The sequence below is a fragment of the Algoriphagus sp. NBT04N3 genome (assembly GCF_019443765.1).
GTDB lineage: Bacteria > Bacteroidota > Bacteroidia > Cytophagales > Cyclobacteriaceae > Algoriphagus > Algoriphagus ornithinivorans.
On sequence record NZ_CP048415.1, the window covers coordinates 2,037,191 to 2,058,902 of the forward strand.

Sequence of the window (21,712 nt, forward strand, 5' to 3'; positions counted from 1 at the left end):
AAGGAATGAAAAGCAAAAGCATCCTGATCGTTGATGATAATGATCTCAATAGAAAGCTTTTCGAAAATCTCATCAGTCAATCCTGGTATTGTGAAACTGCAAGGAATGGTCTGGAAGCATTGGAGAAATTAAAATATCAGAGTTTCGACCTGATTTTAATGGATATTCAGATGCCGGAATTAGATGGCATTTCCGCCATGAAGCTAATCAGATCGCGCGAATTAGCTGATTGTCCGATTATTGCAATCACGGCCTATGCAGATGAATCAGATCGGGGAACCTTCCTTTCTCAAGGTTTTGATGAGTTTATGGTCAAGCCGATAAGGCCAAGAGAATTTCTAAACTTGATTCAAAACACCCTGGACTCAAAAACTTTACCGGAGGAAGAAAGCACAGAAAAAACACTCCAAAAAAATATTCTGGACCGAGAAGTTTTTGAGCAATTGACAAAATACAACAACCCAGAAATGATCAAACAGGTATATCTTGACTTTTTGCAGGAGTGCGATCAACTGATAAAAAAATCAAAGATTGCATATGAAAGCAAAAATTTAGAGGATTTGAGCAATTCTATTCATATTTTGAAAGGCAACTCGGGCACCCTTGGGGCCAATAGAATATTTCTTGCGGCACAGACTCTTGAACTATCCGGTAGAAAAGGATCTTTAGAAGAAATCCCCGACCAACTGAATCAATTAGAAGAAGAAATACAATCTTTCAAACAATATTTAAATCAAGCAACTATTTTTGAGTTATGAATGCAGACAAGAAAATTTTGGTAGGTGAAGACAGTTCAGTCATTATCAACCTGACGAAAAATGTATTGGCATTTGAAAATTACCAAATGACAGCAGCCCGAAATGGACAGCAAGTTTTGGATCTTTTAGCCAAGGAGGATTTCGACCTTATTTTGATGGATATCAGCATGCCGGTCTTGGATGGAATCGCTTGCACCAAAGCAATCCGTGAATTGGCAGATGAGAAAAAATCCAAACTGCCTATCATTGCCATCTCTGGAAATATCCACAACATGACTCATGATGATTTCAGAAAGGCCGGTTTTGATGACTTTATTCAAAAACCTCTTGATTACGATCAGGTTTTGGCTACGGTGAAAAAATTCCTAAGCTAAATGGCTGTCAAATACACAAAGCATTTTTTAGATAAGCTCGAAAACTTATTCGCAGCATCAGACTACGTTTTGCGCTACGAAAAAGGGAGCTTTAAATCAGGCTATTGTGTATTAAAAGACACCAAAATCGTCATTGTCAACAAATATTTCCCGCTAGAAGGGAAAATTAATGCATTGATCGACATTTTAGGGGAACTTCAATTCAATCCTCAGGATTTTAAAGAGAAGTCCGTTCAGGATTTCTTAAAAGAATTGCAACAAACCCAATTAAAATTTTGAAAGTACGATTTTTAGGAACAGGAACCTCACAGGGAGTGCCAGTCATTGGCTGCTCATGTCCGGTCTGTAAATCTTTGGACTTTAGGGATAAAAGATATAGGTCCTCTATTCACATACAAGTGGGCGAACTGAGTTTGGTAATTGACACGGGTCCAGACTTTCGATCTCAGATCCTTCAAAGTGGCATAAGCACTTTAGATGCCGTACTATTTACCCATGAGCATAAGGATCACACCGCTGGTCTGGATGATATTAGACCATTTAATTTTGCCCAGCAAAAAGATATGCCAGTGTTTGCAAGAGCTCAAGTGCTGGATCAAATTCGTAGGGAGTTTTCTTATATCTTTTCCAGTCAAAAATATCCGGGAGTCCCTCAGGTTGAAACCATAGAAATTGATGAACAAAGCTTTACCATAGAAGGCATTACCATCACTCCTATTCCGGTTTTACATTATAAATTACCAGTTTTAGGGTTTAGAATCGGCGATTTTACCTATATAACAGATGCCAATCACATTCCCGATTCATCTATTGATTTGATCCGAGGCTCTGAGACCATCGTCCTCAATGCCCTTCAAAAAAAGCCCCATATTTCCCACTTTACTTTGGACGAAGCAATAGAAATGGCAGAAAGTCTCGGAGCGAAAAACACTTATTTTACCCATATTTCCCATAAACTGGGACTCCATGCTGAAGTTGAGAAAGAGCTTCCTAAAGGAATTCATCTGGCCTACGATGGATTAGAGTTAACTTTGGACTAATGCATCTCAATTATCATTTTCTTAAATACCTCTGCCCTGAACTTGAGCAGGAATTGAAAGGAATGACCATTATCTCCTGCTTTTCTCAAAGCAAAGATGAATTGGTTATAGAAGCTGAATCAGGAGAAAATCATCGGTACATCCGGGCGCACTTTTTACCTCCTCAGATTTATTTTGCTTTTCCTGAAGATTATAAAAGAGCTAAAAGGAATTCGGTAGACCTTTTTCCAGAGTTAATAAGAGAAAAGATCAGTTCCTGCAAAGTATTAAGCTATGAAAGGGCTTTTAGATTGGAATTGGAGTCTGGAGGAACTTTGTTGTTTAAACTGCATGGAAATCGAAGTAATGTGCTTCATTATCAATCTGGAAATAAGCTACCCATTCGGGTTTTCAGAAATGAATTTGTAGAAGATAAAAGTCTATACTGGCCCGATTTAGAAAAACCCTTGGATTTAAGTCAAGAACAATTTTTCAGGCTTGTAGGCAATGCTTCCCAGTTTTTGCCAACTCTCGGGAAGATTCCTCGGGAATGGTTGAAAGAGCGGGGATACATACAGGCAAGCATCAATGAAAAGTGGGCACTCATGCAGGAGTTGTTGGACATGCTCGACAGCCCGCTTTTTTCCTTGGCTCAAAAAGAGGAGGAAGTTTATTTGACCTTGCTTCCTGATTCCAATATCCAAAAAACCTTCGCCAACCCCGTAGATGCATTGAATGAGCTTTTTTATAAAGCCATGGTCGTGGGCTCTTTTGAAAAAGAAAAGAGGGCTTTGCTGAAGAAATATTGGGATGAACTCAAGAAAACTGAAAGCTATATCAAAAAATCTCAAGAGAAGCTGGAGGCATTGATTCAAGCCGCCCCTCCTTCTCAATTAGCTGATGTAATAATGGCTCATATTCATGAGTTTAAGCCAGGTACATTAACCTATCACTTTACCAATTTTTATTCAGGAGAAGAAGTCGAAGTAAAGCTAAAACCCAATCAGAAACTTCAAGATTATGCTGAAAACCTTTACAGAAAAAGTAAAAATAGGCAGCTTGAATTAGACCAGATTGAACAGGCTATCGCTTCTAAAAAAGCAAAAAAGGAGGAATTGGAAACCAAGCTCTTTGAGTTGGAAAACCTGGATGGTTATAGAGATTTAAAGGATTTTAAAAAATCACATAAAGAAGATAAGTCGCTCCAAAAGGATAGTGTCAGTCTTCCTTTTAGGCAATTCGAATATGCCGGTTTCCCTATCTGGGTGGGTAAATCTGCCAAGGATAATGATGAGATGCTGAGAAACTATATTCACAAAGATGATTTATGGTTGCATGCAAGGCAGGTTCCGGGATCTCACGTTGTCATCAGAACAAAGGGCAAGGAGAAAGTCCCCAATCAAGTGCTTGAAAAAGCGGCTTCTTTGGCAGCTTATTATTCAAAATACAAAACTGAAAGCTTGGCTCCAGTGATTTACACTGAAGCAAAGTTTGTAAGAAAGGTGAAAGGTCTTGCTCCAGGTGCAGTCATGGTAGATAGAGAATCGGTGATAATGGTAGCGCCTGAAGGCCCTTCAGAGGAGCTCTCTACCTAATACCCAAAGGAGGATCAGGAGCTCTTAGAGAGAGCTTTTTAAATCCTTTGACTAGAACAAAAGTTCCGGCGATACCTGTGGCTCCTCCCACATATAGGAGTGACTTTCCCAAATCAGGATTAGACCCTAATAATTGACCACCAATAATGGTGATTGTATATCCCATGGTGGCTACAAAAATCCCGGTTTTCAGTTGGCTTTGAGCTTGATGTAAATTCAGTTTCACTTCATAGACTTCTTGATCCAAAGCAAGAATAGTTCTTTTCAAAGAATCATAGGCTGGACGTTCTATTACCTGACTATGGGCTAGATTCGAAATCAAAAGAGTTGCGATAAATAGAAAAAATATTTTTGTCAACATGTTATTGATTGATCCAATTTTTAAACTCACTCACCCTTTCTCTTGCCACAACTATAGCAGCCTCACTTCGGGCATTTAAAGATAAAACAAGCCTCCCATTCAGGTAAGGTTTGATCTCCATCAGGCCATCCAGATTAATAATAATGGATCGATTGACTCTATAAAATTGCTGAGGATCCAATAAATTATCCTGAAGTTCCTGCAAGCTGTGATCTATCATATATCGGGAAGAAGAGCCTATTTCTACAACGTAGGTAAAACCTTCTTCCGAATAGAAATAAGCTATTTTGTCACTGGAAATAAAACTGAATTTATTCCCAACTTTTACCAAAAATCTTTTTTTGTAAGATTTTGAATTATAGTGACTTATTAATCTATCTATCAATCTTGAGTTTAAGTTTAAACCCGAATTTGAAATACAGAGTTTTTCAGCTTTTTGACAAGCTTGAACCAACCTGTTTTCGTCAATAGGCTTAAGTACATAGTCAATACAATTATGGTCAAAAGACTGCAATGCATATTGATCATAGGCTGTGATAAATACGACCGGATGAGCAATTTCCCTCCCTTCGAAAGCTTTAAAACTTAAACCATCAGCAAGGTGGATATCGCAAAGAATAATATCAAAAGCATCAGGACTTTTTAACTCTTCCCGAAGTTCCTTGATACTTTGTACAGCAGAATGAATAGTCCAGGATGGAAAATGATGCTCAATGATCGATTTGATTCTGTCTTGAGCTAAAGGTTCGTCTTCGACTAAAAGTATCCTCATGGGTCTCTAACAATGGTAAAACTACTTCAAACCAGTCTTTCTGATCGGTAATCCTAATGGACTGATTTAAAAACCTATATCTATCGGAAATGTTTTTGAGGCCAATTCCCGTAGAATCCTCCACGGCTTCTTTCAATTGCTTCACATTTCCAACACTGATACTTTGATCATCCGCAGAAATCTGAACAATCAATGGTTCCTTTTTCGTGAAATAATTATGCTTAACCACATTTTCTACCAGCAATTGGAGTACGGCTGGTGGAATCAATTTGTTTTTTGCTTTTTCAGAAATTGAAAAATTAAAGCTGAGTGAATCCTGAAATCGAATTTGCAAAAGCTCTATATAGTCCTCCAGAAAGACTAATTCATCTTTTAAATTAACTAGTTCTGATACCTTATTTTGAAGAATGTATCGATAGGTAGCACTCAATTTTTGAAGGTATTGATCTGCTTTCCCCACGTCCTGATGGATCAAAACTGAAAGAGCACTGAGATTATTAAAGAAAAAATGAGGATTTAACTGTGAATTGAGGGATTCTAATTTGGCTTCAGTAGACAGCAATCTTAACTTATCTGCTTCTAACTTTTTCTCTGTAAATTTTTTAAAGAAAAAATAAATTGCATTGACACAATTTAGGAAGAGGTTAATTCTAAATAAAAAACCGAGAGTCAACAGAAAATTCGGTATCGAGTTTACAAAAGGCCCTCCAAATAAAAAAGAGGTGGTTTGTACTGAAAGTGCCGCTAATCCAGCTACCAAAACAAAACTTCCCAAAAATTGAGCTAATAGCGGATGGAAATTCTTGAATGAATAAGAAAAAAAGCGCTCTAAACTCCAATTAATCAACCAAACAGCGTAACAAAGTACCAGGATAAGTGAAAATAATTGGGCCTCTGGCAATGCAGCCTGATACAATCTATCACCATCAAGAATAAGGATATTCAAGAAAGAATAAACCCCTAACAATCCTGGAAAGATAAATTTAAATCGATGGCTGAACATATCGCTGCTTGACTTTCATCACGGTTGGTAAATGTACAGAAACCTACGATGGAAAAATAAGGGGCAGATGTACCTGCCCCTCAATTGTGGTTATAGTTGATTACCAGATTAAAGGGTTGGCAATAATACCCCGTCGATTACGTGAACAACACCGTTTTCTATCGCCACATCAGCTGCTACAACATTGTAAGTTTGTCCATTGGCATCAGTGACTGTCACTTGATTTCCAGATCGGGTTACCATTAGATCTTCTCCGGCTAGAGTTGGTACCATTTGAGTTCCCTCAGCTAGATCAAATGAGAAAGCCGTTGTTGGTACCACATGAAATCCTAATACTTTTTGAACAGCTTCAAGCCCTAGATTGGAGATCATTTCTTGAAGAGAAGAAAAACCCAAAGCATTCAATAGATTCACAAAGGCCTGATTGGTAGGGGCAAAAACTGTAATTTCATCCGCATCCAATAATGTCTGTCCCAAATTAGCGGCAGTTACAGCGTCCAACAAAACAGAAAGGTTAGCAGCTGTTGCTGCTTCCACTACATTTGGAAGATTATATTCCGGCAACAAGACCCCGTCTATGACATGCACCACTCCATTAGAAATGGCGACGTCAGCAGTCACTACATTAGCTGTATTTCCTAATGCATCCGTCACAGTCACTCCAGAGCCTCCAGCGGTAACCATGAGCTCCTGCCCTGCTAGAGTGGTAAAAGTATTGCTTGCGTTCAAATCAGTGGAAAAAGCCACCGCAGGAACAACATGAAAACCAAGGACAGTTTGAAGGTTTTCTACGCCTCCTATTTTGGTCACCAATTGAGAAAGATTAGCAGCGCCGAATGCTTGTAAAGCTGCCCCAAAAGCATCATTGGTAGGCGCAAATACTGTAATTGCATCAGCTCCAAGCAATGCTCCTCCTAGATCCGCGGCGGTCACTGCATCAATCAAAGTTGTCAACCCTGCAGCAGTTGCGGCCTCTACTACATTTGGAAGCATCAAATCTGGTAGAAGTACTCCGTCCACAACATGAACTACTCCATTGGCAATTTCTATATCAGCAGCAACCACGTTTACTGTTCTGCCTAATATATCAGTCACAGTAACTGAACCTCCAGAAACTTCAACCAATAAGTCCTGTCCAGCAACTGTCGTGAATGTATTGCTTGCTTGCAAATCTCCTGAGAAAGCAACTGCTGGGACAACATGGAACCCTAATACTTTTTCAAGATTGGCAACTCCCCCCAGTTTGATCACTAGCTCATTCAAATCCGCTGCACCAAAAACTTCCAACGCTGCGGCAAAAGCCTCATTGGTTGGCGCGAAAACAGTTATTTCTCCAGCTGAAAGTAAAGTATTACCTAACCCATCCACGGCATTTACAGCGCTTAAAAGGGTATTTAAACCAAATTCATTAGCTGCCTCGACCAAGTTTGGCTTTGGCAATTCAATGGATGGAAGCAACACTCTATCAATGATGTGCATAACACCATTTTGAAACTGCAAGTCAGTTTCTAATACATTGGCAGTATTTCCTTGGGCATCCACTACAGTTATTCCGCCTACACTTCTGGTGACAGTTAATTGCTGCCCCGCCAAAGTGGTCACAGTACTTGTCCCAGAAAGAGAAGATGATAAAATTCTGGTTGGTACAACATGGAAGCCTAAAACAGTCTGGAGATTTGTAGCTCCTCCTAATTTAGCAACCAATTCATTTAAATCACTTGCGCCGAAAGCATCCAAAGCAGCTGCAAAAGCTTCATTGGTTGGAGCAAAAACAGTAATGGAAGACTGGCTTTGTAAAGTTGACTCCAAGCCTGGTACAGCCTGAACAGCAGCGACTAGCGTAGTTAGACCCTCATTTTGGGCCACAGATACGACAGTTCTTCCTTCTATTGGATCTGCGTCGACAATTTCCTGACAGGAAAACATCGAAAAAAGCGCAGTCCCGATGAACAGGTACTTAAATAATTTTGTCATAGCATTAAATTGGTTAGTTTGCTATCAAAACTTTTAAGTAGAAATTAGGATACGAGTTTTACTCTGACCTGTATCAAAAGAAGCTTAAACTGTCTTATTTTTTCTTTGAACTGTGATCCTAAAAACAAAAAATCCCCAACAGAATAACTATTGAGGATTTTAAAGTATCAAACCTTAGAAGGATCAGGTTACCTGATGAATCTTCAACATATTAGTTCTGCCTTTAGCTTTTAGTGGCATACTTGCCGTGTTGATAATAATATCACCTGCGCTGACATGATCATCCCTTTTCAGGGTTTTTTCTATATCCTCAAAAGTAGCATCTGTTGAAACCTGATTTTGGTATAAATATGCTCTCACGCCCCATACCAAAGACATTTGAGTGATCAGTTGCTTATTTCTAGTGAAAATAAAAATACTGGCCAAAGGTCTGTGGGAAGCAATTCTAAATCCTGTAAATCCTGAAGAGGTAATGCCTACAATTGCTTTAGCCTTGACGTTTCTAGAAAGTCTGGCAGCCATCAATAACAGGTTATTACTTAAGAAAGTGGTATCGTCTTCAGGAATCTTGTAAAGATTATGATAGATCTCTGCATTCTGCTCTAAGTAGCTGATAATACTACTCATCGCTTTTACTGCATTTACAGGATATTTTCCAGAAGCTGTTTCAGCAGAAAGCATTACTGCATCTGCACCATCTAAGACAGCATTGGCTACATCATTGGTTTCAGCCCGGGTTGGTCTCGGATTCTGAATCATGCTTTCCATCATCTGGGTTGCAATAATTACAGGCTTACAAGCGAGCTTACATTTCTCCACCATTCTTTTTTGCCAGAGAGGAACTATCTCCATTGGAACTTCCACACCCAAGTCACCTCTTGCAACCATAATCGCATCAGTAGCATCAATGATGGCATCTATATTTTCAAGAGCCTCAGGCTTTTCAATCTTTGCAACGATTTTGCAAACCTTTCCTGCTTTTTGGATTCTTTCTCTCAAATCATAAATATCCTCTGGAGATCTTACAAAAGACAAAGCAATCCAGTCAACATCCTGAGAAAGACCGAATTCAAGATCCTCAATATCTTTTTCAGTCAAAGAAGGAGCAGAAACTTTGGTATTAGGAAGATTGATTCCTTTTCTGGATTTCAAAATCCCTCCGTGAATAACGGTACAGTTGACATTTTTGCCATCTGTATCGTTTACTACAACTTCTAGATTTCCGTCATCGATTAGAATTCTGTCCCCTGCAACCACATCATTAGGGAGGTTTTGATAAACTGTGCTCACCAATCGACTGGTACCCACTACTGGATCATTGGTGATGGTGATTGGCTCCCCAGGTTTGATTTCTACCCCATTGTTTTCCACTTCACCTACCCGGATTTTAGGACCTTGAAGATCCTGAAGGATACCCAAATTCAGATTTTGCTCTTCATTGACCCTTCGGATGATTTGAATGACTTCCTCGTGGATGTCATGAGTACCATGAGAAAAATTTAATCGAAACACATTTGCCCCCGCAGCAGCCAAGCTTTTGATTGTTTCATAATTATTGGAGGCTGGGCCTATAGTTGCGAGGATTTTGGTTTTGTTAATATGACTCATTGATTTTTAATAAGTTAATAGGTTTTCTCTAGATTTTAGCTTGGTAATATCCAGTTTCATTACGTTTTGAATGAAGGGAATTTCAGCAAGTTTATTCGCAAATGTATTAATACTTATTTGAAAGGTCTGATCTTGGACCAAAAGGAAATAGTCCATGGTTTTTAGTTCAGGTATCAGGTAAGAGACCTGATTTTGTGAATTGATCGCTTTATTTTTCAAAAGTTGAACAAATCCATGGGGTAAAGAAAGGAAATATTGACTAATTTTCAGTTGTGGATCTGAAAGAAACTCAATCTCAAGATCCTCCCATTTGATGAGGTCTAAATCCAGTTGACGATTGATAAGCCAAGCCATCTTGTAGTCCTTTACAGGGGATACAAGGCCCAAAACCTCAAAGTCGTACGTATGTTCAATCTGTAATTTTACCTTCTTCATTTGGGAAGAAAATGGAGCAAAACAAAGGTAGAAATAAAAATTCAACTCAACGAAAAGCCCCAAAGCTTAAAAATTTACTTGAATCATTTCTTTGCCAATTAGCTTTTAAATATATTTCTTTGCGGAGTGTTATTAACTAAACTGATCACAAAATGTCTGAAATTGCACAAAAAGTAAAAGCCATCATCGTTGACAAACTGGGCGTAGAAGAGTCTGAAGTGACTATGGAAGCAAGCTTTACCAATGACTTGGGAGCTGACTCTCTAGACACTGTAGAATTGATTATGGAATTCGAGAAAGAATTCAACATCTCTATCCCAGATGATCAGGCTGAGCAAATCGGCACGGTGGGACAGGCTGTTTCCTACCTTGAGGCTAACGTAAAATAATAACCAATAAATTCAGTCCATGAATTTAAAAAGAGTTGTTGTAACTGGTATTGGTGCCCTTACACCCATAGGCAATACTTCCGAAGAATTTTGGAAGGCTTTGTCTACGGGCGTAAGTGGTGCTGCACCAATCACCAAGTTTGACGCTTCACTTTTCAAAACCCAGTTTGCCTGCGAAATCAAAAACCTCGATCTAGATCAATTTATTGACAGAAAGGAAGCCAGAAAAATGGATCCCTTTACTCAATATGCAATGATCACTGCAGATGAGGCAATGGCAGATTCGGGATTAGATCTTGAAAAAATTGACAAATCCAGAGCGGGAGTCATTTGGGGCTCAGGAATAGGTGGATTAAAAACCTTCCAGGATGAAGTGACCGATTTTGCAAAAGGTGACGGAACTCCAAGGTTCAATCCTTTCTTTATCCCTAAAATGATCGCTGATATAAGTGCAGGTTTTATTTCCATTAAATATGGATTTAGAGGACCAAACTTTGTAACTGTTTCGGCTTGTGCTTCTGCAACCAACGCCCTAATCGATGCTTTTAACTACATCAGATTAGGAAAAGCAGATATCTTTATCTCTGGTGGATCTGAAGCAGCAGTTACCGAAGCCGGTATAGGTGGATTCAATGCTATGAAAGCCCTGTCTCAGAGAAATGATTCTCCTGAAACAGCCTCCAGACCTTTCGACAAAGACAGAGATGGCTTTGTATTAGGTGAAGGAGCTGGCGCATTGATTCTAGAAGAATACGAACATGCCAAAGCTAGAGGTGCTAAAATCTATGCTGAAATTGTAGGCGGAGGAATGTCCGCAGACGCTAATCACATTACCGCTCCACATCCAGAAGGCTTGGGAGCTCGTTCAGTGATGGAATCAGCCTTGGATGACGCCAACTTAAAGCCTGAGGATATTGATTATATCAATGTACATGGAACATCTACTCCGTTGGGAGATGTAAGCGAGACTAAAGCGATCCAAAAAGTTTTTGGAGAGCATGCTTATAAACTCAATATCAGTAGTACAAAGTCCATGACAGGCCACCTTTTAGGTGCAGCTGGTGCTATCGAAGCTATCGCATCTATCTTTGCTATCAAGCATAGTTTGATCCCTCCTACCATCAACCATTTTACGGATGATGAAACATTTGACCCGGGATTGAACCTAACTTTCAATAAGGCGCAGCAAAGAGAAGTGAATTATGCGCTGAGTAATACATTTGGATTTGGTGGACACAACTGTTCTGTCATTTTCAAAAAATATAACTGATCAGGGTTTGAAACTCTTTCAGAAACTCGGAGTACATCTTCTCTTTCTCAACAATAAAGACAAAAGGCTTGCTGCCTCGGTCAAATTAATGACCGGGAGCAAGCCTTTTAATATTTCTATCTACCGACTCGCATTGACTCCTGCCGGATTGGGAGAGGAAACTTCCAAAGGATTCAGGATTTCCAATGAAAGACTGGAGTTTTTGGGAGATGCAGTGCTAGGTGCTGTGATCGCTGAGCATCTTTTCCAAAAATATCCCTACAGAGATGAGGGCTTTTTGACGGAAACCCGTTCCAAACTGGTAAATCGGGAAAGTCTGAATGAAACGGGAATTAAAATTGGGCTCAGAAATGTCCTGGATCAGGAAATAGGAGAAAGAAACTTTACAGGAAATAAATCTCTTTATGGAGATATGCTGGAAGCTTTCATCGGAGCCACCTATTTGGATCGGGGCTATCATTTTACCAAGCGATTTATTCTTAAAAGAATCCTCCTCCACTTTGACTTGGAAGGAATGATCGCCACGACCACCAATTATAAGAGTAAAATCATTGAATGGTCGCAAAAAGAAAACAAACAGCTAGAGTTTAAAGTATTGCAAGTACACGGCAATCAGCGATTCAAAGAATTTATTGTGGGGCTGGAAGTAGAAGGCAAAAGTGTAGCTCAGGGAAAAGGAAGCACCAAAAAGAAAGCCGAACAAGATGCCTCCAAAAATGCCTGTGAAGAACTGAATATCGCCACCTGATTCAAATCAATTACACATGTCTGCAATCAAAATCGGAGCAGCTCCCTTAAATCAAACACCTTTGGATTGGTCTGGCAACCTCCAAAGAATTATATCTGCAATCAATGAAGCTAGAGAAAAGAAGGTAGAACTTCTTTGTTTCCCAGAGCTGGCCATCACCGGTTATGGATCCGAGGATTTATTTTTAAGTTATTGGTTTCCTATCAAAGCTCTGGATCAACTCAAAACCTTATTGCCCCATTGCAAGGGAATCACTATTGCCATTGGGCTTCCTGTGAGAATTGAAAATAAGGTTTACAATACGATGGCTATTGTGGAGGACGGGAAACTGAAAGGTTTTGTGGCAAAGCAGTATATGGCCATAGACGGAGTTCATTACGAATTTCGCTGGTTTACCCCTTGGAAAGCTCATGAGATTATCGACCTGGATTTCTTCGGTGAAAAAATCCCTTATGGAGATATTACTTTCCATCACAAAAACATTCACTATGGCTTTGAGATTTGTGAAGATGCCTGGAGAGGGCCAATTCGTCCCGGCTACAGACTTTGCGAACGAAAAGTAGATTTAATATTCAATCCAAGTGCTAGTCATTTCGCCATGGGAAAAACCCTGGAGCGGAAAGAATTGATAGAATTTAGCTCCAAGGAATTTGACTGCTATTACTGCTATGTCAACTTACTTGGAAATGAAGCTGGTCGAATGATATTCGACGGAGAGACTATGCTGGCTAAATCAGGCAAGGTTTTGTATAGAAATCAACTCCTATCCTACCAAGATTTTCAAGTTTTGACTTTTGAAATCAAAGAAGAAGTTCAAGAGATTGCAAGAATCTTAAGCAAGGAGGAAGAATTTGTTCAAGCCGCCAGTTTAGGCCTCTTCGATTATTTAAGAAAAAGCAAAAGCAGAGGATTTGTACTTTCCCTATCCGGAGGCGCTGATTCCTCCACCGTTGCGGTTTTAGTCGCAGAAATGGTCAGAAGAGGAATTCAAGAATTAGGGCTAGAAAACTTCTGCAAAAAAATCTCTTTTCCAATCCCTCAAAATTTAGCTTCTGCTGAAAAAGAGTTGGTAAATCAACTTCTCACTACCGCTTATCAGGGCACTAAAAATTCATCGGTTGACACTTTTAAAAGTGCTAAAGAATTGGCTGAAAGCCTAGGCGCAACCTTTTATCATTGGACCATTGATGAAGAGGTCGGCACTTATACCCAGAAAATTGAAGATGCTATAGGCAGGAAACTGACTTGGGCAGAGGATGATATCACCTTGCAGAATATTCAGGCTAGAACCCGATCTCCAATTATTTGGATGCTGGCAAATATTAATAATGCTTTGCTGCTCGCTACATCCAATAGAAGTGAAGGAGACGTAGGTTATACTACCATGGACGGTGATACCAGCGGAAGTATCTCCCCTATTGCAGCGGTAGATAAATATTTTATAATTCATTGGTTGCGCTGGGCAGAAAAAAATCTCAACAGGCCAGGATTAGCTTTAGTGAATTCCCTGCAGCCTTCAGCTGAATTAAGGCCGGCTGAAAGGACTCAAACTGATGAAAAAGATTTGATGCCTTACTCGCTAATTGTAGAAATAGAAAAACTCGCAATCAGAGACAGAAGATCACCTATGGATGTATTTCTTATTTTAAAAGAAGAGATACAGATAGAAGATCAGATTTTGAAGGGATATATTAAAAAATTCTTTCAACTTTGGTCCAGAAACCAATGGAAAAGAGAGCGATTGGCTCCCTCCTTTCATTTGGACCAATTCAATGTAGACCCCAAAACTTGGTACAGATTTCCAATTTTATCAGGGGGATACAAAGAAGAATTAGAACAATTAGATCAACTTTGACCAAACCTAATTTATGCTCTCTTTTATCTTAAATTATGTAGTGTGGGACCCCAATCCAGCTGTATTTGCAGGATTTGAAAGACTTCGATGGTACAGCCTTTTGTTTGCTTTGGGCTTTATTATCTCCCAACAATTCATGGTTTATTTCTTCAAAAAAGAAGGACATAATGAAGCATTGGTAGATAAGTTGACCATTTACATGGTGCTGGCAACAATCATTGGCGCTCGATTGGGGCATGTGCTGTTTTATGAACCAGAAAAATACTTAAGTAATCCCATAGACATCCTCAAAGTCTGGGAAGGCGGGCTTGCATCCCATGGAGCCGCTATTGCAATCCTTTTTGCGCTTTGGCTTTATGCTAAAAAGACTCCGGGACAAAGTTACCTTTGGGTGGTTGATCGAATAGTCATTGTAACCGCCATGACAGGAGCCTTGATTCGCTTCGGAAATTTAATGAACTCTGAAATCGGGGGTAAAGACACAGGAACGGACACCGGCATTGTGTATATGAGAGATACCGAGGAGGTTTTGGAAAGTTTGCGGGTTCCTATAGAATCTATTGATGCTTATAAACCTGAGAATAGACAAAATGAGCTAACTGGAAATGGTATTGTTCCTGTGAATATTGACATTGTAATCAACAAGGGGAACTTCACTAAGGAAACCTTGGAGTCTACTTTAAGAAGTGATATCAAATACGCATTGACCCAGTTTAATTCCTCCAAAAAGTATTTGGCAGAAGAAGTGGAAACTCCACTAAATCTAACTTTGACTGAGGAGTCTAACCAATATGTGGCCACAGTCAAAACATTTGGCCGAGCCAAGCACCCAACCCAGATTTATGAATCCATTTCTTACTTTATCATTTTCTTAATTTTATTAAGCATTTGGATAAAATATAAGGAGCGGGTTCCTGAAGGTTTGCTCCTTGGTTTATTCTTGATTTCAGTTTTTGGAATGCGATTCGTCTGGGAGTTTTTCAAAGAGAACCAAGTGGAATTTGAAGAGAGCATGCAATTCAACATGGGGCAAATCTTGAGTATTCCTCTTGTGATTGCAGGTGTACTCCTCGTTTTGAGAGCTTTGAAAAAAGGTATTCCTGCGAAAGAAAATTAAGGTACAGGATCATGCCCATGTCCTCCCCAGGGATGGCATCTGGATATGCGCTTGATCCCCATCCATCCTCCTTTGAGTGGTCCATGTTTTAAAATGGCCTCTTTGGTATATTGACTGCATGACGGGGTAAATCTACAGCTTGCAGGAAATAAAGGAGAAATGGTGTATTGATATACCAAAACAGGGAAAATGGCAATCTTTCTGATGGCGTCTTTGAGCATGGTTCAAGCGTTTGGAGAGCTCGCTTATTTTAACCAAAAGTATTGATTCTGAATTCCTTTTGAAACTTAAAATTTCACATATTCTTTTTCTTAGCCTTACATGGCTAATGCTCAAGCCGGATAAAATCTTTGCTCAGGACACCTCTTTGGCCCCTATGGTAGAGTATATTAACGGTTATCCCGACTCAGTGAAGGTCAATAATATTTTCATTATTGGAAATGAAAAGACTCAAAAGAATATCATTTTAAGGGAGTTGGACTTTACTACCGACTATTATTATGACTGGAATACTTTTTTAGAAATTATTCAGGCTGACCAAAAGAAAATCTACAATTTGAGGCTATTTACCTCTGTTGAAATTACGCCTTTAATGAGCGGGAATAACGAAGTGGAAGTTCTCATAGCCGTCAAAGAAAGGTGGTATATCCTACCCTCTTTGATTTTTGAGTTGGCGGATAGAAACTTCTCAGAATGGTGGACCAACCAAAACCGGGACTTCTCTAGAGTTAATTTTGGGCTACGTTTATCTCATGCCAATGTAGGAGGAAGAAATGAAAAGCTTCGCTTTGCCGGCCAGCTGGGTTTTACCAGAGCATTGGATGTGCTTTACAGCAAACCATATATTGATAAAAAACAAAAGCACGGGATTGCAGCTCAGGTAACATTTTTTGAGCAGAAAACTATTCCACTCAGATCCAGCAACAATAAACAAGTCTTCTTCTCCAATGAGCAAGAAGATGTTTTGAGAAAAAACTTTGGATTAGCCCTTAGATACACCTACAGAAGGACTTTCTACAATTTTCACTTCTTCAATTTGGGTTATAATAATACCAGAATAGACCCCGAAGTTCTTTTACAAAACCCGAATTATTTCCAGCATAACTCTAATTCTCTTAAATATTTATACGCCACGTACACCTTTAGACATGATAAAAGGGATAATGTAGCTTACGCCACGGATGGGGAATTATTGCAGGTTTCGGCAACCAAATACGGGATTTTTAGAACAGAAAATCTGGACGAGATTGAGGTGAATTTGACCATGAATCGATATTGGAAGCTAAATGAGAAATTTCATTTTGCGAGTGGGTTAACGGCCAACTGGTTTCTCAGTCAATCACAACCTTATACTCTGGTTAGGGGTATCGGTTACAACCCTAACTTCATTCGTGGATATGAACTCAATGTAATTGAGGGACAGCAACTCTACGTGCATAAGAATAGCTTTAGATGGAAGTTTATCGATTGGGAATATGATATCTCAAGCGTTGTACCTCTCGAACAATTCAGTACTATTCCTTTTACATTTTATCTCAGTGCCAATTTTGATCATGGATATGTAAAAGATAGAAACAATATCCCTGAAAATGCCTTATTGACCAATCGATACCTTTTTGGTTACGGATTAGGTATAGACATGGTAGGATTTTATGATGCAGTTTTGAGGTTTGAATACTCATTTAACAACAACGGAGGCGCCAATTTCTTTTTAAACTTTAAGGCTCCTTTTTAAAAAATATGGATATCCGCTTTCTTACCAGTATTGACAAAAATACGGATTATTGTCTGCTGAAAGGAACAGAATCCGGAAGCTTCGCCTGCCAGTATTCTAAGGTTTAAGCAAGAAGATTTTCAGTTTTTTTTCATGCGGCATATTTTAATATGTCTACATAGCTGGAATTTCGGTTGACAACAGCAAAAGCCCTTGCAATAAGTTTATTTCTGATAATATTAAGTGTGCTCATTTTGCTTTTCCCTTCACCGGTTCTTCTCTTGTAATAGGTCTTCATCTCAGTGCTGTATTGGATGGCTGTGCCTGCACATAATGTCAGCAGTGTTTTAATTCTCTTATTCGCCAGCGGACTGGTTTTGGTTCTCCCTCGATAGGATGTACCTGACTGGTTGGGAAACGGTGCTGTTCCTGCATAACTGGCAAACTTTCTCCAGCTATCGAATAGGGTAAACCCTTCTGTTAAGACGATAAGTGCAACAGCTGTCTGTGGGCCTATGCCCTTGATAGAGTTAATCAGCTTATATTGGTTCATTAACAGTTCATCTTTGCGTAAAAGTTTGTCTATTTCTTTCTCTACGGTTTCGATCTGTTTATCTAAACAAGCGATTACTTCGGTATTGGATTTTTGATAGACTTTTAATTTGTTTTCTGAAACTACAGCTTCATATTCTTTGATACGGGTGATGTAAGCTGCTCTGTCTTTTACAAGTCGCTCTCTGTAATTAAACAGCTTTTTGAGATCCTGGATGACCTTTTTGGGAGGAACAGTGGGGATAATCTTCTCCTGCTTTTCATAAAGATATTCAGCTATGTCTTTAGAGTCTGCCTTGTCTGACTTACCTCTTCTTATTCCCAAGGATCGCTTTAATTCAAGTCCTGAGATGATATAAAATGGTAGGGAGTGCTTTTCAAGAAACAAAGCAAGTTCTGAAGAATAAATCCCAGTGGATTCAAATCCGAAAAGCAGTTCTTCTGCGAGTATTAACCCAGAGTTTTCCATTACCCATTCCACCAGCTCCTGGTAACCTTTCTCATTATTTTCAAAGACTGCGTGGCATTGGTTGATCTTCAGATAGGCATCAAGTGTAGATTTACTTACATCGACTCCAATAATTGATTTGAATTTCATAATTTAGACATTGAAGTTTAACAAATGAGAGTTGCGGAAACTAAAACCTTTAACAGGCCTAAAGCCTAAAATTCTAACTGGTTACTGGCAACTCAACTAAGAATGGGGACTGATACTGGCAAGAGGTCGCTAGCCTAGCCGTGGCGAAAGTTCACCCCATTCTTTTTCAATTTATTCAATATCTGAGTCACTTAATAATCGTAAAGATATTAGCTCTGATTTTCTCAAATAATTCTACTTTGCAAACCTAAAGGCCGTGGCTGGGTCTTCGGTCATCCCTGCCTGCCGGCAGGCAGGGGTCTTCCAATCTGTCAAGCAAGGAAAATAAGGCAACTGGCATGATTACGGATAATCAGATTAAAAAAAAAAGAATTTCCTGATTCAAACGTAAAAGTTAGAATTTTTATAACTAACTTATCATTAGATTTTTCTTTCTCTATCACAGCGTTTTGAGTAAACCATTTTTAAATCCTGGCCTGAAAGAAAGGGGTTTAGCTCACGCTTTAAGAAAAGGAAAATAGCTGTCTGAATTCTGGCAGAACTTTTAAACAATAATTTCAATCCTATGAGAAAGGGATTTTTTTTCTTCTTTTTTTTCGGTTCGATTCAACTGACTTTTGCGCAAATGGATCCCTTGACCCAAGTGCATGGAGCGAGCAATCAAGCTTTGGGAAACATTCGAGTTCATCATTCTAACGTTTGGTCCATTTTCAACAATGTGGGCGCTCTGGATAGAATTTCAAGTTCAGAAATCCTTGGAGTTGGCTTTGATCACAGATATGGTTTAAAGGAACTCACAACCTTGAACCTCGCCGGAGCATTTCGATCTCCAAAGGGTACTTTTGGAATTGGGATTAGCCGGTTTGGAGGTAAATTATTCAATCAGCAAACATTCAACCTGGGGTATTCCAATACCTTGGGAATTGCCAGTATTGGAATCAAAGCCGAGTGGTTTCAAACACAAATTGAGAATTTTGGCTCAGCAGGTAGCTTACTGATTAGTTTGGGCGGAGTTGCAGAACTATCCCCCAACCTATTTCTAGGGGCTCATATCAGCAATATCAATCGGGGAAAAATCAGTCAGGACAGCAAAAGTCGCCTTCCGACAGCGGTTCAGATGGGATTGGAATACAGACCCTTGGAAAGCTTAAGTTTATTTTTTGAAGTGGAAAAGGATATTCAAATACAGCCAATTACTAAGCTTGGAATTGCCTACACGCTTCAAGAATTCTTGGTCCTACGATCAGGAGTAAACACAAACCCCTCACGCTTATTTTTCGGTTTGGGAGTTTTACCCGGCAAATTTCAATTTGATTATTCTTATGGGCAAAATTCTGCCTTAGGAAGTACGCATCACCTTAGTTTGGGGTATCAACTGAGAGACTAATGCGGGCATTTGGATTTTCTATAGTGTTGTTGTCTTTCATTTTGACTAATCCAGTTTATGGACAGGCTCCTCCACGAGCCAATTTCAACTTAGATGAATTAATCGAACGATTATTCCCAGTCCAAGACGATGATTTAGATTATGAGAGTATTTATGAGGTACTTTTTCAGCTTTACCAAAACCCCATTGATATCAACAAAGCAGATATGGAAACCTTACAGTCCACATTTCTGCTTAACCCTCTTCAAATCAATGAATTTCTCCAATACAGAGCTGAAATGGGGCCATTTTTATCACTTTATGAATTACAGGCAATACCGGGATTTGATCAGGCAACCATAGAGTCATTGCTTCCTTTTCTGACCTTGAATCCTTCTATCAAGCGGGAAAAATCCTTTTGGAAAAGGGTCTCTGAAGAAGAACAAGCCTATCTGATTTTCAGAACTCGCCGAGTTTGGGAGACCAGGAGAGGATTTACAGCCCCTGATACCAGCTCAACAGGAAGAATAAGCACTCGCTATTTGGGAGACCCTAATGATATTTATTTACGATGGAGAATTCAGCATGCCAAAGATTTTAGCATGGGGATGACATTGGATAAAGACCCTGGTGAAAAATTCACTTGGGATCCCAAAACCGCCCGATATGGCTTCAATTTTCTTTCTTTTCATTTAACCAGATATCAAGTGGGAAAGTGGAAAACCATTTCCCTTGGAGATTTTCAGGCTTCATTTGGGCAGGGATTGGTATTTGGCGCCGGATATTCCCTGGGTAAAGGAGCAGAGACTGTGCCTACAGTAAGAAGAAGTTCAGTAGGCATAATCCCATACACTGCAGCTTTAGAGTTTGGATTTTTCAGGGGAATAGGATCTACCTATAATTATAAGAACTGGGAATTCAGCTTCATTGGATCCTTTGCTCCCAAAGACGGAAGATTGGCAGAATCACTCGACAGTTTAAATCGGGAGGAATTCAGGATCAGTTCTTTCAATCAAAGTGGCCTTCATCGCACCCCAAGCGAGCTTTCTACAAAAAATCAATTTAAAGAGCTCAGCTTAGGAGGAAACATCCAATTGAAAGTGCCTAGTAAAAGACTGAACTCCGGAGTCAACTTCTTACATACCTCCTTCGATAATGAATGGAGACGAGATCCCAGACCCTACAATCAATTTGAGTTTGCCGGAAAAAGCAATCAAGTAGGAAGCGTCTATCTCAATTACAATTGGAGAAATTTTTTCCTTTTTGGAGAGACTGCCTATTCCAGTTCAGGTGGAAACGGTTCGGTCTTAGGATTTATCAGCAGCCTGAGCAATCGTTTGGACTTTTCTTTTTTATGGAGAAATTACGATCGAAACTTCCACAGCTTTTATGGCAATGCCTTTTCCGAAAATACCAGGCCTATTAATGAGCGTGGAACTTATTTAGGTTTGGAATTTCGTCCCAACAAAGTGTGGAAAATCAATGCTTATTATGATTTATTCAAATTTCCTTGGCTGAAATACAGAGTGTACGCGCCTTCAGCAGGTCATGAGTGGCTTGCAAGAATTACTTATAGACCCACTCGGACACTTACGGCATTTATTCAATTCCGGGAGGAACAAAAAGATAGAAATGCATCTGACTCCGGAGAGCCTAATCTCCCTTATCTTGTACTGCCTATCAAAAGATCGAATGGCATCTTGAGCCTTGAGTATCAAATAAGTAAGGAGGTATTTATTCGTTCTCGCATTCTTTGGTCACAAGTACAGATGGATGGTCTCAAGAGCAAGGGCTTTCTTATTCTTCAGGATTTGAAATGGGATAAAAACAGATGGAAATTTACTGCCCGCTATTCGCTTTTTGACACTGATGATTATGATAGCAGGTTGTTTGCATTTGAAAATAATGTGCTTTGGACATTTTCAATTCCAGCCTTTTTCGGACAGGGACAGCGAAGTTATTTAGTAAGCGAGTATACAGTAAACTCCCAAATTAGACTGTATTTAAGAATAGCACGAACAAGCTATACTGACCGAGAAAGAATAGGCTCTGGACTCCAAACTATTGAAGGATCTACACTTACCGAAAGTAGTTTTTTGATCCGGTATTTATTTCACAGGTAATTTTCCATCAATGGCTGAAAGAAGCCATGCTTTTTTGATAATTTGAGGGCTAAGTTTGAATCTGTTCTAGCCACATCAATT

General features: G+C 39.4%; 21 protein-coding genes. 13 read left to right on the forward strand and 8 right to left on the reverse strand.

Annotated features, from left to right (window positions below; all coding sequences use genetic code 11):
• The first annotated feature begins 5 nt into the window (after positions 1-5).
• Genes GYM62_RS08885 through GYM62_RS08905 form a run of 5 tightly spaced genes read left to right on the forward strand, consistent with a single transcriptional unit; the run spans position 6 to position 3,746 of the window.
• Positions 6-758, forward strand: a complete 753-nt coding sequence (locus tag GYM62_RS08885; RefSeq protein WP_144603113.1) for a response regulator — start codon at positions 6-8, stop codon at positions 756-758.
• On the forward strand, positions 755-1,132 hold the full coding sequence (locus GYM62_RS08890) for a response regulator (protein WP_091649836.1): 378 nt from the start codon (positions 755-757) through the stop codon (positions 1,130-1,132). Before GYM62_RS08885 ends, GYM62_RS08890 begins: the two co-directional genes overlap by 4 nt.
• Complete coding sequence (locus tag GYM62_RS08895; protein WP_091649833.1) at positions 1,133-1,411, forward strand: hypothetical protein; 279 nt, start codon at positions 1,133-1,135, stop codon at positions 1,409-1,411.
• Entirely contained in the window at positions 1,408-2,172 is a 765-nt protein-coding gene (locus GYM62_RS08900; RefSeq protein ID WP_144603109.1) for an MBL fold metallo-hydrolase, read from the forward strand. Before GYM62_RS08895 ends, GYM62_RS08900 begins: the two co-directional genes overlap by 4 nt.
• Complete coding sequence (locus GYM62_RS08905; protein ID WP_219959143.1) at positions 2,172-3,746, forward strand: NFACT RNA binding domain-containing protein; 1,575 nt, start codon at positions 2,172-2,174, stop codon at positions 3,744-3,746. The genes GYM62_RS08900 and GYM62_RS08905 overlap by 1 nt, the downstream gene beginning before the upstream one ends.
• Here the strand turns inward: GYM62_RS08905 and GYM62_RS08910 are convergent.
• From GYM62_RS08910 to GYM62_RS08935, 6 genes are all read right to left on the reverse strand, one after another.
• Positions 3,739-4,107, reverse strand: a complete 369-nt coding sequence (locus GYM62_RS08910; protein WP_255590643.1) for a hypothetical protein — start codon at positions 4,105-4,107, stop codon at positions 3,739-3,741. The genes GYM62_RS08905 and GYM62_RS08910 overlap by 8 nt on opposite strands.
• 1 nt (position 4,108) lies before the next feature.
• Entirely contained in the window at positions 4,109-4,879 is a 771-nt protein-coding gene (locus GYM62_RS08915) for a LytTR family DNA-binding domain-containing protein (RefSeq protein ID WP_219959144.1), read from the reverse strand.
• The gene (locus GYM62_RS08920) at positions 4,818-5,882 is read right to left on the reverse strand and encodes a sensor histidine kinase (protein ID WP_219959145.1); all 1,065 of its coding nucleotides are present in this window, start codon (positions 5,880-5,882) and stop codon (positions 4,818-4,820) included. The genes GYM62_RS08915 and GYM62_RS08920 overlap by 62 nt, the downstream gene beginning before the upstream one ends.
• A 108-nt stretch (positions 5,883-5,990) precedes the next feature.
• The gene (locus GYM62_RS08925; protein ID WP_255590644.1) at positions 5,991-7,856 is read right to left on the reverse strand and encodes a fasciclin domain-containing protein; all 1,866 of its coding nucleotides are present in this window, start codon (positions 7,854-7,856) and stop codon (positions 5,991-5,993) included.
• Positions 7,857-8,039: 183 nt separating this feature from the next.
• Positions 8,040-9,464: a pyruvate kinase gene (pyk, locus tag GYM62_RS08930; RefSeq protein ID WP_091649817.1), complete on the reverse strand. Its 1,425-nt coding sequence runs from the start codon at positions 9,462-9,464 to the stop codon at positions 8,040-8,042.
• A 6-nt stretch (positions 9,465-9,470) separates the two neighbouring features.
• The gene (locus GYM62_RS08935; protein ID WP_219959146.1) at positions 9,471-9,899 is read right to left on the reverse strand and encodes an IPExxxVDY family protein; all 429 of its coding nucleotides are present in this window, start codon (positions 9,897-9,899) and stop codon (positions 9,471-9,473) included.
• Positions 9,900-10,051: 152 nt separating this feature from the next.
• Between GYM62_RS08935 and GYM62_RS08940 the strand changes: the two genes are divergently transcribed.
• Genes GYM62_RS08940 through GYM62_RS08960 form a run of 5 tightly spaced genes read left to right on the forward strand, consistent with a single transcriptional unit; the run spans position 10,052 to position 15,278 of the window.
• Complete coding sequence (locus tag GYM62_RS08940) at positions 10,052-10,288, forward strand: acyl carrier protein (RefSeq protein ID WP_024282156.1); 237 nt, start codon at positions 10,052-10,054, stop codon at positions 10,286-10,288.
• A 19-nt stretch (positions 10,289-10,307) separates the two neighbouring features.
• Complete coding sequence (gene fabF / locus GYM62_RS08945; RefSeq protein ID WP_219959147.1) at positions 10,308-11,558, forward strand: beta-ketoacyl-ACP synthase II; 1,251 nt, start codon at positions 10,308-10,310, stop codon at positions 11,556-11,558.
• A gap of 7 nt (positions 11,559-11,565) precedes the next feature.
• Positions 11,566-12,306, forward strand: a complete 741-nt coding sequence (gene rnc / locus GYM62_RS08950) for a ribonuclease III (RefSeq protein WP_255590645.1) — start codon at positions 11,566-11,568, stop codon at positions 12,304-12,306.
• Positions 12,307-12,322: 16 nt separating this feature from the next.
• Positions 12,323-14,161, forward strand: a complete 1,839-nt coding sequence (gene nadE / locus GYM62_RS08955; RefSeq protein WP_219959148.1) for an NAD(+) synthase — start codon at positions 12,323-12,325, stop codon at positions 14,159-14,161.
• Positions 14,162-14,174: 13 nt separating this feature from the next.
• On the forward strand, positions 14,175-15,278 hold the full coding sequence (locus GYM62_RS08960) for a prolipoprotein diacylglyceryl transferase (RefSeq protein WP_219959149.1): 1,104 nt from the start codon (positions 14,175-14,177) through the stop codon (positions 15,276-15,278).
• Here the strand turns inward: GYM62_RS08960 and yidD are convergent.
• Positions 15,275-15,499 carry a membrane protein insertion efficiency factor YidD gene (gene yidD / locus GYM62_RS08965; protein ID WP_219959150.1) on the reverse strand — a complete coding sequence of 75 codons (225 nt, stop codon included), beginning with the start codon at positions 15,497-15,499 and terminating at the stop codon, positions 15,275-15,277. The genes GYM62_RS08960 and yidD overlap by 4 nt on opposite strands.
• A gap of 107 nt (positions 15,500-15,606) precedes the next feature.
• Between yidD and GYM62_RS08970 the strand changes: the two genes are divergently transcribed.
• On the forward strand, positions 15,607-17,013 hold the full coding sequence (locus GYM62_RS08970) for a POTRA domain-containing protein (RefSeq protein WP_219959151.1): 1,407 nt from the start codon (positions 15,607-15,609) through the stop codon (positions 17,011-17,013).
• Positions 17,014-17,143: 130 nt separating this feature from the next.
• Here GYM62_RS08970 and GYM62_RS08975 read toward each other — a convergent pair whose 3' ends face one another.
• On the reverse strand, positions 17,144-18,142 hold the full coding sequence (locus GYM62_RS08975; RefSeq protein WP_144602881.1) for an IS110 family transposase: 999 nt from the start codon (positions 18,140-18,142) through the stop codon (positions 17,144-17,146).
• Between the two features lie 565 nt (positions 18,143-18,707).
• Between GYM62_RS08975 and GYM62_RS08980 the strand changes: the two genes are divergently transcribed.
• Entirely contained in the window at positions 18,708-19,529 is an 822-nt protein-coding gene (locus GYM62_RS08980) for a hypothetical protein (RefSeq protein ID WP_219959152.1), read from the forward strand.
• Complete coding sequence (locus GYM62_RS08985; protein WP_219959153.1) at positions 19,529-21,631, forward strand: helix-hairpin-helix domain-containing protein; 2,103 nt, start codon at positions 19,529-19,531, stop codon at positions 21,629-21,631. The genes GYM62_RS08980 and GYM62_RS08985 overlap by 1 nt, the downstream gene beginning before the upstream one ends.
• Positions 21,632-21,712 lie beyond the last annotated feature (81 nt).

What these genes read in the sequence shown, in the direction of transcription:
- GYM62_RS08885 (WP_144603113.1), top strand. Translation starts at nt 6, where the DNA reads ATGAAAAGCAAAAGCATCCTGATCGTTGATGATAATGATCTCAATAGA.
- GYM62_RS08890 (WP_091649836.1), top strand. Translation starts at nt 755, where the DNA reads ATGAATGCAGACAAGAAAATTTTGGTAGGTGAAGACAGTTCAGTCATT.
- GYM62_RS08895 (WP_091649833.1), top strand. Translation starts at nt 1,133, where the DNA reads ATGGCTGTCAAATACACAAAGCATTTTTTAGATAAGCTCGAAAACTTA.
- GYM62_RS08905 (WP_219959143.1), top strand. Translation starts at nt 2,172, where the DNA reads ATGCATCTCAATTATCATTTTCTTAAATACCTCTGCCCTGAACTTGAG.
- GYM62_RS08910 (WP_255590643.1), bottom strand. Translation starts at nt 4,107, where the DNA reads ATGTTGACAAAAATATTTTTTCTATTTATCGCAACTCTTTTGATTTCG.
- GYM62_RS08915 (WP_219959144.1), bottom strand. Translation starts at nt 4,879, where the DNA reads ATGAGGATACTTTTAGTCGAAGACGAACCTTTAGCTCAAGACAGAATC.
- GYM62_RS08920 (WP_219959145.1), bottom strand. Translation starts at nt 5,882, where the DNA reads ATGTTCAGCCATCGATTTAAATTTATCTTTCCAGGATTGTTAGGGGTT.
- GYM62_RS08925 (WP_255590644.1), bottom strand. Translation starts at nt 7,856, where the DNA reads ATGACAAAATTATTTAAGTACCTGTTCATCGGGACTGCGCTTTTTTCG.
- pyk (WP_091649817.1), bottom strand. Translation starts at nt 9,464, where the DNA reads ATGAGTCATATTAACAAAACCAAAATCCTCGCAACTATAGGCCCAGCC.
- GYM62_RS08935 (WP_219959146.1), bottom strand. Translation starts at nt 9,899, where the DNA reads ATGAAGAAGGTAAAATTACAGATTGAACATACGTACGACTTTGAGGTT.
- GYM62_RS08940 (WP_024282156.1), top strand. Translation starts at nt 10,052, where the DNA reads ATGTCTGAAATTGCACAAAAAGTAAAAGCCATCATCGTTGACAAACTG.
- fabF (WP_219959147.1), top strand. Translation starts at nt 10,308, where the DNA reads ATGAATTTAAAAAGAGTTGTTGTAACTGGTATTGGTGCCCTTACACCC.
- nadE (WP_219959148.1), top strand. Translation starts at nt 12,323, where the DNA reads ATGTCTGCAATCAAAATCGGAGCAGCTCCCTTAAATCAAACACCTTTG.
- GYM62_RS08960 (WP_219959149.1), top strand. Translation starts at nt 14,175, where the DNA reads ATGCTCTCTTTTATCTTAAATTATGTAGTGTGGGACCCCAATCCAGCT.
- yidD (WP_219959150.1), bottom strand. Translation starts at nt 15,499, where the DNA reads ATGCTCAAAGACGCCATCAGAAAGATTGCCATTTTCCCTGTTTTGGTA.
- GYM62_RS08970 (WP_219959151.1), top strand. Translation starts at nt 15,607, where the DNA reads ATGCTCAAGCCGGATAAAATCTTTGCTCAGGACACCTCTTTGGCCCCT.
- GYM62_RS08975 (WP_144602881.1), bottom strand. Translation starts at nt 18,142, where the DNA reads ATGAAATTCAAATCAATTATTGGAGTCGATGTAAGTAAATCTACACTT.
- GYM62_RS08980 (WP_219959152.1), top strand. Translation starts at nt 18,708, where the DNA reads ATGAGAAAGGGATTTTTTTTCTTCTTTTTTTTCGGTTCGATTCAACTG.
- GYM62_RS08985 (WP_219959153.1), top strand. Translation starts at nt 19,529, where the DNA reads ATGCGGGCATTTGGATTTTCTATAGTGTTGTTGTCTTTCATTTTGACT.